Source organism: Sebaldella sp. S0638 (genome assembly GCF_024158605.1).
In the GTDB taxonomy this organism is placed as follows: Bacteria; Fusobacteriota; Fusobacteriia; order Fusobacteriales; family Leptotrichiaceae; genus Sebaldella.
Genome location: NZ_JAMZGM010000090.1, coordinates 1 through 14,040, shown reverse-complemented (window position 1 = coordinate 14,040; position 14,040 = coordinate 1). Strand labels below are relative to the sequence as shown.

Annotated in this window: 14 protein-coding genes; all 14 read left to right on the top strand. The window is 35.4% G+C overall.

Annotation, left to right across the window (positions count from 1 at the left end):
- The first annotated feature begins 137 nt into the window (after positions 1-137).
- Positions 138-1,469 (top strand): PTS sugar transporter subunit IIC, encoded by a 1,332-nt coding sequence (locus tag NK213_RS17075; protein ID WP_253351374.1) that lies wholly within the window; start codon positions 138-140, stop codon positions 1,467-1,469.
- Positions 1,470-1,491: 22 nt separating this feature from the next.
- Positions 1,492-1,812, top strand: a complete 321-nt coding sequence (locus tag NK213_RS17070; RefSeq protein WP_253351372.1) for a PTS sugar transporter subunit IIB — start codon at positions 1,492-1,494, stop codon at positions 1,810-1,812.
- Positions 1,813-1,822: 10 nt separating this feature from the next.
- Positions 1,823-3,328, top strand: a complete 1,506-nt coding sequence (locus NK213_RS17065) for a sulfatase (protein WP_253351370.1) — start codon at positions 1,823-1,825, stop codon at positions 3,326-3,328.
- On the top strand, positions 3,321-3,779 hold the full coding sequence (locus NK213_RS17060) for a PTS sugar transporter subunit IIA (protein ID WP_253351368.1): 459 nt from the start codon (positions 3,321-3,323) through the stop codon (positions 3,777-3,779). The genes NK213_RS17065 and NK213_RS17060 overlap by 8 nt, the downstream gene beginning before the upstream one ends.
- Before the next feature lie 41 nt (positions 3,780-3,820).
- A complete protein-coding gene (locus tag NK213_RS17055; RefSeq protein ID WP_253351366.1) occupies positions 3,821-4,261 on the top strand; it encodes a PTS sugar transporter subunit IIA in 441 nt (146 codons plus the stop codon).
- 135 nt (positions 4,262-4,396) lie between these two features.
- Positions 4,397-5,038: a 3-keto-L-gulonate-6-phosphate decarboxylase UlaD gene (locus NK213_RS17050; RefSeq protein WP_253351358.1), complete on the top strand. Its 642-nt coding sequence runs from the start codon at positions 4,397-4,399 to the stop codon at positions 5,036-5,038.
- A 43-nt stretch (positions 5,039-5,081) separates the two neighbouring features.
- A complete protein-coding gene (locus NK213_RS17045) occupies positions 5,082-5,957 on the top strand; it encodes an L-ribulose-5-phosphate 3-epimerase (protein WP_253351350.1) in 876 nt (291 codons plus the stop codon).
- 1 nt (position 5,958) lies between these two features.
- The gene (araD, locus tag NK213_RS17040; RefSeq protein WP_253351342.1) at positions 5,959-6,657 is read left to right on the top strand and encodes an L-ribulose-5-phosphate 4-epimerase; all 699 of its coding nucleotides are present in this window, start codon (positions 5,959-5,961) and stop codon (positions 6,655-6,657) included.
- A gap of 224 nt (positions 6,658-6,881) precedes the next feature.
- Positions 6,882-7,289, top strand: coding sequence for a helix-turn-helix domain-containing protein (locus tag NK213_RS17035; protein WP_253351338.1), 408 nt, complete (start codon positions 6,882-6,884; stop codon positions 7,287-7,289).
- A gap of 145 nt (positions 7,290-7,434) precedes the next feature.
- A complete protein-coding gene (locus NK213_RS17030; protein ID WP_253351336.1) occupies positions 7,435-7,929 on the top strand; it encodes an HAD family hydrolase in 495 nt (164 codons plus the stop codon).
- Positions 7,930-7,938: 9 nt separating this feature from the next.
- A complete protein-coding gene (locus NK213_RS17025; protein ID WP_253351334.1) occupies positions 7,939-10,440 on the top strand; it encodes a DegV family protein in 2,502 nt (833 codons plus the stop codon).
- Positions 10,441-10,613: 173 nt separating this feature from the next.
- Positions 10,614-11,528 (top strand): PTS sugar transporter subunit IIA, encoded by a 915-nt coding sequence (locus tag NK213_RS17020; RefSeq protein WP_253351327.1) that lies wholly within the window; start codon positions 10,614-10,616, stop codon positions 11,526-11,528.
- Between the two features lie 30 nt (positions 11,529-11,558).
- A complete protein-coding gene (locus tag NK213_RS17015) occupies positions 11,559-12,818 on the top strand; it encodes an SLC13 family permease (RefSeq protein ID WP_253351325.1) in 1,260 nt (419 codons plus the stop codon).
- A gap of 83 nt (positions 12,819-12,901) precedes the next feature.
- Positions 12,902-13,597, top strand: coding sequence for a biotin--[acetyl-CoA-carboxylase] ligase (locus NK213_RS17010; protein WP_253351323.1), 696 nt, complete (start codon positions 12,902-12,904; stop codon positions 13,595-13,597).
- Positions 13,598-14,040: the final 443 nt, after the last annotated feature.

The following is a 14,040-nucleotide window of genomic DNA, read 5'->3' as shown; positions in this document are numbered from 1 at the left end:
TGGAGTTTCACTTTGAGAGAGGATTTGAGGACTGTTTTACAATAGAGCCTGATTTACCTTTCAAGTCTATGCTGTAATCTTTTAATAAATCAGTGTTTCCACACAGGATAATTTGGTTATGAATTTTGGAGGTTATAATGAATATTTTGAAAATTTTATTTAATTTTCTTGTAAATGATTTTTTGGGCAATCCTATTATGCTTATTGGTTTTCTTGTTGCTCTCGGGTATATTCTGAGAAAGGAAACAAAGAGTAAAACCATCACAGGAACAATAACTGCAATGGTCGGATTAAATCTGATTATGTTCGGCGGCAGTCAGATGACTAAATATTTTAAGCCTATTACTGACGCTGTTAACAAAGCCTACGGGATAAAAGGGTATCTTATGGATCCTTATGCCATGAGGGCGGCAACACAGGAGGGACTCGGAAGTAAATTCGGATTAATAGGATATGTATTTTTAGTTGCTTTTATGGTAAATGTTCTTATTGTCTACTTTGGAAAATATACAAAAATGCACGGAATTTTTCTTACAGGACATACGGGTTTTGCACACTCACAGGCTGTTTTATGGCTGGTAGTGTATTATTTTGCCTTTGGTTCTGCGGCAACTGTTTTGATTTCAGGAATTTTACTCGGGGTATACTGGGCCTTTTCCACGAATCTCGCAATTAAATCATCTAATAAGATCACCAATAATGCGGGGTTTACCATTGCACACAATCAAATGGTGGGTATGTGGTTTTTCTCTAAAATAGCACGGTTTTTCGGAGACCCTGAGGAACATGATGCAGAAAAGATGAATCTTCCGGGATGGCTCTCTATATTTAATAATAATGTAGTTTCAGTAGCGATCATTATGACGGTTTTTATCGGATGTTTTATGATGACTCTGGGAATAAACGGTGTACAAAAACTGGCAGGAGATACTAACTGGTTTATCTATATACTTATGTCGGGTATTAATTTCTCAATGTATATGGTATTGATTCTAACAGGAGTAAGAATGTTTATAGGGGAACTTTCAGCATCATTCAAGGGTATTCAGGAAAAACTGATTCCAAATGCTGTTCCCGGTGTGGATGTAGCAGCTATTCTGGCTTATTCACCAAATGCAGCTACACTCGGCTTCCTGTTTTGTACTCTCGGAACTATTATCGGAATGGGAATCCTTATGCTTTTCAAAGTTCCTTATATGGTTCTCACAGGATTTGTTCCGTTATTTTTCGACGGAGGACCTATAGGCGTGGTAGCTAATAAATACGGAGGATGGCGTGCTGTAGCTATATCAGGTATACTTCTGGGTCTTATACATGTTTTTGGTACTGTATGGATGATAAAAATCAGCGGACTGGAAAACGGTATAGGATGGGCAGGAATGTTTGACTGGAGTACAGTATGGCCGGCTATCACAGAATTAATGAGAATGATTGCCAAAATATTTTCACTGGGCCCTTTTGGAGGCTGACATAAAATTTTAGGAGGTTCATATGAAAGATATGGTTAATATTCTGTTTGTCTGCGGTTATGGCGCAGGGAGCAGTCTTATTATGAAAATGACAGCTGAGTCTGCCATGAAAAAATTTAAAATAAATTCTGATACTAAAGTCACATCTGTAGGAGAAGTAAACAGCTATTTTGACTGGGCTGATATCATTGCCGTATCTGAAAAACTTGCTGAAGGAATTGTTCTTCCTTCAAATAAAGAGATTAGAATGATAAAAATAGCCAATTTAGTGGACGGGGAAAAAATGGGAAATGACATATATAATGCTGTGAAAGAAAGCTTTCCGTCAGCATTGAAAGGATAAGGAGAGAGAAATGAAAGCAATAATTATATTTTTTGACAGTCTGAACAGACATTATCTTCCGAATTATGGTAATGAATGGGTTAATGCCCCTAATTTTAAGAGACTTGATGAAAAGACACTTACTTTTGACAAAAGTTATGTAGGAAGTATGCCCTGTATGCCTGCAAGAAGAGAACTGCACACAGGAAGACATAACTTTCTCCACAGAGAATGGGGCCCTCTGGAGCCTTTCGATGATTCAATGCCGGAAATCCTGAAAAAATCAGGGGTTTATACACATATGATAACAGATCACTTTCATTATTGGGAAGACGGCGGAGCCACATTTCATAACAGATTTTCCTCATATGAGATTATCAGGGGACAGGAGGGTGATCACTGGAAAGGCGAGGTCGAATATAAAGAAGATACTGAATTCTTAAGTATTCCGGAACCACACAGCGGAAGCGGAAAGGTTTCTTCTTTATGGAGATATGACAGAATTAACAGAAAGTATATGGACACTGAGGAAAAGCAACCTCAAAGCAGAGTTTTTTCCCTTGGGGGTGAATTTATTGAAAAAAATAATTCTTCGGATAACTGGCTTTTACATATAGAAACCTTTGATCCCCATGAACCGTTTTTTGTGAAAGATAAATATCTAAATCAATATAATGATATTTACGAAGGGCCGGAATTCGACTGGCCGAGGGGAGAAGTCAAAGAATCGCCGGAAGCTGTGGAACATATAAGAAAGAAGTATGCTGCCCTGATTTCCATGTGTGATAAAAATCTTGGAATGATACTTGATTTAATGGATAAAAACAATATGTGGGAAGATACCATGCTCATCGTGGGAACAGATCACGGCTTTCTTCTCGGTGAACACGGATGGTGGGGGAAAAACCTCATGCCTTATTATAACGAAATAGCCAATACACCTTTATTTATATGGGATCCAAGATCAAAAAAGAAGAATGAAAGAAGAAAATCCATAGTACAAATGATAGATTGGGCGCCAACACTACTTGATTTCTTTGATGTTCCTGTTCCTGAATCAATGAAAGGAAAATCCCTGAAACAAACTATAGAAACTGACACTCCTGTACGTGAAGAATGCATTTACGGAGTCCACGGCGGACATGTAAATATGTACGACGGGAAATACACTTATATGAAAGCCCCGGCATTAGAAGAAAACAAACCACTCTATAACTACACACTTATGCCCATGCATATGAACAAACTTTTTAGTATAGATGAAATAAAAGATGTTGAGCTTTCGGAACCGGTAAATTATTCTAAAAATGTCCCCGTACTTAAATTTCGTGCAGAAGATAAATATAAAATATATAAATATGGTTCTTTAATATTCGATATCAATAATGATCCCGGACAGCTCTCACCTGTAAAAGATGAGATTCTGGAACAAAAACTCACGGAAAAACTAGTAAAAAACATGAAATTTCACGAGTCTCCGAATGATCAGTATCAAAGACTCGGAATAAATATGCCCAAGGAGAAGAAAAATGTATAATCTAAAAAATATGGCTGAGGATAAGCTGATAAGGCTGAATGTTTCAAGTGAAAATCCCGAGGAAATTATTAAAATAGGCGGTGAACTGCTTCTCAAAAATAATATAGTCACTGATTCTTATGTACAGGCTATGATTGAAGCATATAGAGAGTTAGGGTCTTATATTGTTATAGCACCTAATATTGCCATGCCCCATACATCAGGAGAAAACGGTGCATTAAAAACAGGAGTCAGTCTTCTGACTCTTTCTAAGCCTGTTAATTTTGGAAACGAATATAACGATCCGGTTTTTCTGGTGTTTTGTATAGCAAATGCCGGAGAACATGAAGAACTTCTGCCAATACTGGAAAGTATCGTAAAGATAGGTTCTGATGACGCACTAAGAGAGCAGTTCAGAATTGCCGGCTCTATAGATGATATTGAAAAAATAATAAATAATTTTAATTTGTAAAATGCACATATATATTTTCTACATAACACAGAGGAGGAAAAATGACACTACTGGAATATCTGGTCAAAAATGATTCTGTCAAAGTGAAGCAGAAAGCAGAAACATGGGAAGACGCCATAAAAATCACTTTCAAACCATTGCTTGAAAAGGGAATTATCAAAGAAGAATATATAGATTCAGTAATAGAAAGAACACATGAACTCGGTCCGTATTATATACTGGCTCCGGGATTAGCCATGCCCCATGAAAGACCGGAAAAGGGTGTGCTGAAAGACGGTTTCAGCTTCGTTACACTTGAAAAACCCGTTGTCTTTCCTGATGGTCAGGAAGTGGATATTCTTTTGGGATTTTCAGCTACAAGTTCTGAGGTACATTCCAACGAATCTATACCCCAGATAGTAATGCTTTTTGATGATGAGGCAATATTTGAAAAAATCAGAAGTGCAGAAAGTGCTGATGAAATCATAGAACTTTTGAAATAAATACAACGTTTTTTAGGGGGGAGAGGTTTTCTTGGTTTGGGTTATGAAGAAAATTGAGTATATAAAGCGGATTAATTGAGGTTTCGGCATAAAATATGCTGAACTGAAATCAAAAATAAAACAAGGGAGGAAAATATGTCAAGACCATTATTACAGATAGCCCTCGATAATAATACATTAAGCGATGCTATAAGATCTATTTCACAGGTGGGGAATGAGGTTGATGTTATAGAAGCAGGGACTATACTATGTCTCGCAGAAGGTATGGAGGCAGTAAGATGTCTTAGAGCTCTTTATCCGTCTAAAACAATACTTGCTGATACTAAATGTGCCGATGCAGGAGGAACTGTAGCTAAAAACTGTGCTGACGCAGGAGCAGACTGGATGACAGTAATATGTTCGGCTACTATTCCTACAATGAAAGCAGCGCTGAAAGAGGTAGCTGACTTACAGGTGGAGCTTTACGGGGACTGGACATTTGAGCATGCGAAGCAGTGGAAAGAAGCAGGGCTGTCTCAGGTAGTTTATCATCAGAGCAGAGATGCACTTCTTGCAGGGGAAACATGGGGAGAAAAAGACCTGAATAAGATAAAAAAGCTTGTAGAAATGGGATTTAAAGTATCAGTAACAGGAGGACTGGAAAAAGAGACATTAAAATTATTCAAAGGAATAAATGTTTATACATTTATAGCAGGAAGAGGGATAAGAGAAGCATCAGACCCTGCACAGGCGGCAAGAGAATTTAAAGAAGAAATTGCTAAATACTGGGATGAATAAATATATTTGTTTTTCTATTCTCATTTATTAGGAAAGGAGAAAAATGTACAAATTTGACAAACTGGTAATGGGAATATACGAAAAAGCCCTTCCCAAAAAAGAAAGCTGGAGTACCAAAATTGATATTGCAAAAGAAGCCGGCTATGACTTTATCGAGATTTCTGTTGATGAATCTGATGAAAGACTTGCAAGGCTCAACTGGAACAATGACGAAATTAAAAATATGAATAACCTTCTTATTGATAAAGATTTCAGAATCCCTTCCATGACTTTCAGCGGTCAGAAAAGATTTCCCATGGGAAGTATGGATAATGCCACAAGAGAAAAATCCATGGACTTAATGAAAAAAGCCGTTGAACTGGCTGATAAACTTGGTATCAGAGTTATTCAGGTTCCCGGTTATGATGTTTACTATGAAGAAAGAAGCGACAAAACAAGGGAAATGTTTATACAAAACTTAAAGAAAGCCTCTGAATGGGCTTCTAAAGCATGTATTACCCTCGCTATAGAAAATATGGAAAATACATTTCTTAATTCAGTAACTAAATATATGGAAATAGCAGAAGAAGTAGACTCGCCATGGCTGAAACTGTACCCTGACCTTGGGAACCTCACAGCATGGACACATGATGAAGTATATAATGAACTGGAAAAAGGAATAAAAGCACAGCAGATAATAGCAATACACCTAAAGGAAGCAAAGAAAGTAACAGATACTTTCGGAGGAATATTCAGGGAGCTGGAATTCGGAACAGGTGATGTAGATTTCGTAAAAACATTTGAAACATTGAAAAAGTCTGAATTCAAAGGGCCTTTCCTAGTGGAAATGTGGAACGAAAGCAGTAATACACCATTAGAAGACATAAAAAAGGTAAGAGAGTGGATGTTATCAAGAATGAAGGAAGGAGGATTTATCTAAAATGCTTGAAGAATTAAAAGAAAGAGTATATAGGGCAAATATGGAACTTCCTGAAAAAGGACTGATATTATATACATGGGGAAATGTAAGCGGAATAGACAGGGAAAAAGGACTTATCGTAATAAAGCCAAGCGGAGTGGAATATGAGAATATGAAAGCTTCTGACATGGTAGTGGTAGACCTTGAAGGAAATGTAGCGGAAGGAGACTTGAACCCGTCATCAGACACAGCAACTCACATAGAACTGTATAAAGCCTTTGAAGAAGTGGGAGGAATAGTTCATACTCACTCAACATGGGCAACAATATGGGCGCAAAGCGGAAGAGATATAAAGGCATACGGGACAACCCATGCAGATTATTTCTACGGCTCGATTCCTTGTACAAGAAAGATGACAACAGAAGAAATAGAAGGGGAATATGAAAAGGAAACAGGCAAAGTGATAGTAGAAACATATAAAGAGAGAGGGCTGAATCCTTTGTATGTACCAGGAGTATTGGTAAACAGCCATGGACCGTTTACATGGGGGAAGACACCGGAAGAAGCGGTACATAATTCAGTGGTATTGGAAGAGATAGGAAGAATGGCAGCAAGTATGGAAATGTTTAACAGCGGTAAAGAGAGTATGCAGCAGGAGCTTCTGGATAAACATTTTCTGAGAAAACACGGGGCTAATGCTTATTACGGGCAAAAAAAATAAATATGGTCTGTCTTGGAAGCAGAAATTTTTAATATAAGAAAAATACAGTGGATTTACAGGAAAATATATACAAAAATTTTGATTATATTATATGAAAATATTCTGATTTTGAGACAGATATTTTTTAATGGTAAAAATACACAAGAAGTAAAGCATAATTTGTAAAATAGAGGATTATGTGATATTATAAAATAAACAATGTGAAATTTTAAGTAGAGGTTAAAATGATGGAGAAAATAGACCTAAGGACAAATCCAAATCTGATTATAGTATTAGGTGAGTACATAAGAAGTAAAAGAGTAGAAAAGGGAATAGGGCTGAGGGAAATGGCAGAACATCTGAGTATAAGTCCGGCATATTTATCAAATTTAGAATCTGGTAAGCATCCAATGGTAAATCCTCTCCTTCTAAAAAAAATTTCCAGAAAGTTAAATATTGATCACTTAAAATTATTTAAAATAATCGGATATACGGATAAAGACACCGAGGAATTGAAAAAAGAGATTACGTCAGAGCTTCTGGATGAGATAGATGACGTCGAAATTGGGAAGATCCTCGGCAGACTTATGGAAATGTCTCAGGATGAGCTGGAACTGGTAAAACAATACATAGAATTTATATCGAAAAAATAAGCGTTTCACAGGCTAGTGATGAAAATCATTAGCTTTTTTGTGTTATTTGATGTAAAATAGTGATATCCAAAAACTGTCATTTTGTTTTTGGCTTTACATTTTTGTATATAATTTGTAAAATATAAATGTTTATTGGAGAAGGTTTATGATAAAATTAATAATTTTGGACGTGGACGGTACTCTTACCAAGGGAGGAATACTAATAGGCAATAACGGGGAAGAGTTTAAAGAGTTTAACGTAAAAGACGGTTATATGATAGCAAATGCAAGAAAAAAATGCGGGAAAATTTTTGCCGTTATTACAGGAAGAACTTCAAAAATAGTAAGTATCAGAGCCGGAGAACTGGGGATCACACATCTCTATCAGGGAATAGATGATAAAGTAGTGGTATATGATCAGCTGAAAAAAGAACTGGGAATTTCTGACGAAGAAATAGCCTATATAGGTGATGACTTAAATGATTTTGAAGTGATGCAGAAAGCTGGACTTGTAGGAGCACCGGCAGATGCCTGTAAAGAAATACTGGAAACAGCTGATTTTATTTCTTCTAAAAATGGAGGAGAGGGAGCTGTCAGGGAGTTTTTAGAGTATATATTAAAAAAAGAAAATTCTTGGAATAAAATAGTTCAAAGCAATTAGGAGGAATGAATGAGAATTAGATATATTGATGCAAAACGTTTGAGGATGCTTTTAATCGCAGGAAGCAAATGGCTGGTAATGCATGAGGAAGTTCTGAACGAACTGAATGTGTATCCTGTTCCTGACGGAGACACAGGAAGCAATATGTCCATGACAATCAGTGCTGTGGAAAAAGAACTTACAAGGGTAAATGAAAAAAGCAGCATGAATGAAGTAAGCGAGGCTGTGGAAGAAGCAGTTCTAATGGGAGCAAGAGGGAATTCCGGGACGATTTTATCCCAGATAATAACAGGTTTCCTAAAAGGAATCGGGGATAAGGACAGGTTATATGCCGCAGATGTGGTAACTGCACTGGAATCCGCAAAAGAAGTAGCGTATCAGGCGGTAAATCAGCCTGTGGAAGGAACAATACTTACAGTAATCAGAAAAGTAGCAGATTCTGCAAGAGAGTATGTAAAAACAAGTGATGATCTTGTAGGACTTTTGGAAAATATAAAGGATACGGCACAGGAAGCTGTAGAGCAGACACCAGAAGAACTGCCTAAGCTTAAAGAAGCAGGAGTAGTAGACGCCGGAGCAAAAGGACTGTTTTATATACTTGAAGGTTTTTATATGCTGATAACGCAGGCGGATCTTGTAGAGGAAATAGAGCCTACAGAAGTAAAGAATGCTGATTTTTCTTCGACGATTGCTAATATAGATCATGATCCTGACAGTATAACGTTTCAGTATTGTACAGAATTTATAATTGGAAATTCGAGTTTTGACACTGATAAATTTAAAGAAGAAATTCTGGAACTGGGAGATTCGGCAGTTTTTGCACAGAGTTCAAAGAAGTTCAAGGTTCATGTGCATACGAATAATCCCGGACAAGCACTGGAACTTGCATTGAAAAACGGTGATCTGGAAAAAGTAAAAATAGAAAATATGAAACTTCAGCATGAGAATCTGTATGTAAAGCCAAAAGAAGAAGACGGGGCAAAGATCTTTGTTAATGACAAAATTACATTATCTGAAAAGGGTCATATTATAGTGGCGGATACAGAAAATCTAAAAAATGAATTTTTGAAAAACGGTGCTGACGTGGTAATTCTTGGAGGACAGAGTAAGAATCCAAGTGTGCAGGATATATTAAATGCATTAAATAAACTGGATAAAAAAATAATTTATATTTATCCGAATAATAAAAATATAATTTCTACTGCAAAACTGGCTTGTGAAAAGTCAGAGAAAAATGCCGTTGTAATGGAAACAAGAACAATGCTTGAAGGAAATTTTTATATAAAAGACAAGAACGAAGAGATAGAAAAGTTAATGGAAGAAGAAAAGAGAAATATTTCCATTGAGATAACAAAAGCAGTAAGAGATACAAAAGTAGATGCACTGGAAATAAAGCAGGGGAATTATATAGCCCTTGTAAACGGAAAGATAAAATATGCTGAAAATGATCTGAAAACTCTGGTATCATCAGTGCTGGATCAGAATATTACGAAAGATACCATGACAATAACAGTAACAGAAGGCAGCGAAAAAGACGAGCAGTGTAAAAAACTTATAGAAGGAAAGTCAAAGAAGCTTTATAAAACATTTATAGACGGGAATCAGGAAAATTACTACTATTATATATATCTGGAAAATAAAAATCCTAATATGCCTGAAGTAGCAATATTAACAGACTCTACATCTGATCTTGTACCAGAAGAGGTCATGAATCTGCCTGTAAGTATAGTTCCTTTAAAAGTGGAATTTCAAGGGAATTTATATAAGGATATATTTGAGATTTCAAGATCACAGGTATGGGAAGAGATACTAAAGACAAATACAGGATTAAAAACTTCACAGCCCGCACCGCAGGATTTTTTGAAAGCATATAAAAGATTATTTGAAAAAGGATATAAAAAGATAATTTCAATACATATTTCTTCAAAATTAAGCGGAACTTCACAATCTGCACAAGTAGCAAAAAATCTGCTGGAAGAAAAAGAAAATGTAGAAATTCTGGATAGTCTGACTACAACATCAGCATTGGGGCATCTGGTAACGGAAGCTGCAAAAAAATCATTGAAAAGAGAGTCATTTCAGAGTATAATTAACTGGGTGGAAAATACCAGATCAAAAGCAAGATTCCTGATTGCGCTGAATGACCTGAAGTTTTTGGAAAAAGGCGGAAGAATCGGAAAAGCTACCAGCTATATTGGTTCTGCATTACACCTAAAGCCCATAATAGGCGTGAGAAACGGGGAAGTAATTCCGGAAAAGAAAGTAATTGGTGAAATGGGTGTTTTGAACTACATAAGAAAGACTATAAAGCAGGAAACAGAGAATCAGAGTGTATATTTATACGTAGTCTGGGCAGGAGTTTCCAAAAATCTTGATGTAGCAGATAAAATAGCTAAAGAATATGAGAAGAATTCTAAAGTTACAGTAGTAAATATTAAATTAGTAGGACCTGTAATAGGTTCGCATGTAGGCTCAGGTTTCGGGATAATTACTTATCCTAAATTAAGCTGATAAGGCAGATCAAAATTTTATGTTATTAAATTTGATTTATAAATAAATAAGTATAAAAGAAGTATATGGTGTAAAAGCCATATACTCTTTCATTAACGGAGGTACCTGCGGCTTATTTTATAAATTATAATGAAAAAGTTTTTTAAGTCAGGTACCGGGAAAGTGGGAATAGCATGAGAATTTCTAATTTTATTTCAAAGGAACTGGTATTTCTAAATGCAGAGTCAGAAACTGTGGGAGAATTAATAGATGATATTCTGAACAGAGCAGCTGAAGTAGACGAAGAAGTTAGGAATAATTTAGAGAAAGCAAAAAAAGCGGTTTCAAAAAGAGAAGGTGAAACTTCTACTGCATTGGGGCATGGTCTTGTAATACCCCATGGAAGAATAGACGGTTATAATGACACGACTGTTATGGCAGGAACTTTGAAAAAACCAATAAAGGCAATAGTCAGAAATAAAGAAGAGAGTATAGAATTATTTTTTATCATTCTTTCGGGTCTGACTAAAAACAGAACTGTACTAAAATTAATGTCCCTGGTGTCTTATCTGGGACATCAGAATGAGTTTCTGGAAAAAGTAAAAAATGTAAGAAGTGAAGACGAGTTTATAGAACTGATTCAGGAATATGAAAATGATATAAAACAAACAGTTACTTCAGAAGATCTGATGGACACAGATGTTAGACCTGTGAGTCTGGACGAACCTCTGGAAGCTGTAGCTTCACGTTTTATAAGTGAAAATAAGACAGGGCTTCCAGTAGTAGATAAAGCCGGGTATTTTGTCGGAGAAATAACAGAAAGAGAACTCATAGAGTTTGGAATGCCGAAATATGCTTCGCTGGTGTCAGATCTTAGTTTTATGACTGTGGGAGAACCCTTTGAAGAATACTTTTTAAATTCGGCAAAGGTTACTGTCAGGGAATTATACAGGAAAAGTAAAAATTTGGTTGATAAACAGGCGTCTATTATGGAAATATGTTTTAAGATGATAACAGAGGGAAGAACGAGACTCTATGTCGTGGAAAACGACAAATATTTCGGAATGATAGAAAGACGTGACATAATTAAAAAGTTTTTACATATTTAATGAAGGTTTTGGTGATTAGGAATGTCGCATATGTTGTTGGCAATAATTATATTTTGTTTAGCATATATATTAATTATATTTGAAAAATTCCCTATATCAGTATTGGCGATGTTAGGGGCAGTAATAATGGTTATGACGGGAGTGTTGGGAGCAGAGGAAGCTTTTAAAGCAATAGATCTGAATGTAATATTTCTTTTGGTTGGTATGATGATAATGGTATCAATACTCGCAGAAACGGGGCTTTTTGAATGGATAGCCATAAAAGCTACCCAGCTGGTAAGAGGGGAGCCTGTACCTTTATTAATATTATTAATGCTGGTAACGGCGGTGTTTTCGGCGTTTTTGGATAATGTTACCACAATACTTCTTATAGTTCCTGTAACTATAGTTATGCTGGAAAATCTGAAGCTGGATACAAAACCTTTTATTATAGGAGAAATACTGGCATCGAATATTGGAGGAACAGCTACTTTAATAGGTGATCCGCCTAACATATTAATAGGAAGTGAAGCCGGATTTTCATTTAATGACTTTATTGTGAATCTTGGGCCTGTAATTATAATTAATCTGATAATTACTATATTTCTGCTTTACTTTTTTTACTGCAGAAAGATGAAAGTTTCAAGAGAACTAAAAGCTCATATAATGGAATTAGACCCTGACAGAGCGTTAAAAGACAGAAAATTAATGCTTTACTCGCTGATTATACTATTTTTAGTAATTATCGGATTCGTATCACATGAAATTACACATATAGCACCTTCTATAATTGCACTTGCAGGAGCTATGGCTCTGATGCTGATAAGTAAAAAAGAACCGGAAGAAATTTTTGAAAAAGTAGAATGGCCTACATTATTTTTCTTTATGGGGCTGTTTATTATGGTAGAAGGACTTGTAGAAGTAGGAGTAATAAGAATGCTTGCAGAAGCTACACTGTCTCTTACAAAAGGTGATTTTCAAAAAACAGCTTTATTCATAGGTATATTATCAAGTTCAGTTTCACCGATTATTGATAATATTCCATATACGACAACAATGCTTCCGCTGATAAAAAATCTGCAGACAGCATTTCCAAATGTAGATGCTCTTTGGTGGAGTCTTTCGCTTGGGGCGTGTCTCGGAGGAAACGCTACTTTAATCGGAGCTTCTGCAAATGTAGTAGCAGCTAATATAAGTAAAAAGAACGGAAAAGTAATATCATTTATAGAATATCTAAAATATGGCCTTCCATTAACTTTTGTAACAATAGTCATAGCAATGATATATCTAAATTTCAGATATCTGGGATAAATTTCTAAAGATAAATGTGGAAAACTAAGGAGGGATATTCCCTCTTTATTTTTTTATCAAATTACAGTAAAGGAGAAAACAGGATGAGAATAGAACATTTGGAATTAACAGATTCTACAAGTGAGTTTTTGAAAAGAAAAAAGGACAAAGAAGATTATTATATAGTCTATGCTGATAATCAGACAAGCGGCAGAGGGAGAAGGGGAAGCACGTGGATTTCTGATAAAGGGGCGGCTTTATTTTCATTTCTTGTAAAAGACAATAATTACGGGGAGAAAGCAGCATTGATCACAGGATATGCCGTATATAAAGTATTAGATGAGGTATTGAAATCTGATAATCTGAAATTTAAATGGCCTAACGATATACATTATAACGGGAAAAAGATGTCAGGAATATTAATAGAAAAATGTGAAGACTATCTGGTAATTGGAATAGGAATAAATGTAAATAACACAGATTTTGGAATATATGGAGAAACGGCACTTTCTTTGAAACTGATAACAGGGAAAGAATATGATATAAAAGATATAATAGTGAAAACAGTGGAAAATACAAAAGAGGGTCTTGAGAAAATACAGGGAGAATGGGAAAGTGTAATAGATTTTTTAAATGAAAAGCATTCTCTGAATAATCAGATAGTTGAAAATAGTAACAAAGAACAGTATGAAGTGAAAAGAATAAATTATGACGGAAGTTTGAAAGTAAAAAAAGATGGTGAAAAAAACTATACAGATATATACTCTGATAATATAAAAGGAATAAAAATAAAAAAGTGAAATCAGTGCCGGAACATCTAGTGTCAGCACAGAGAGGGTCTCATCGGAGCTGTATTCATAAGGGATAAATCAAAAAAACTAGAATTTTGACAGTTATAACAGGAAAGATAGAAAAAAGGTAATTTTTTGATTAAAAAATAGCAGATAGAAAATAAATAAAAAATAAAATAAAGAAAGCCTGATAAAATAAGGAATTGAAAAAGCAGCAGAAAAGAGAAAAAAAGTCATTTTTTTACAAGATATGAAGTCAGTAAAATCAATGCTTTGAGAAGATGGGTGAAAAAAACACAAAAAAAATAAAAAAAAGCGTTGACAAAACTTTCTAGATTTGGTAGTATATTCCTTGTCAACGATAAAAGATTCGCGGACAAAAAGGACAATGAAAATAGAAGAAGAAGCAAACGCCAAGAAAAAGATAAAATTAAGGTAGTGAAATAGATAAA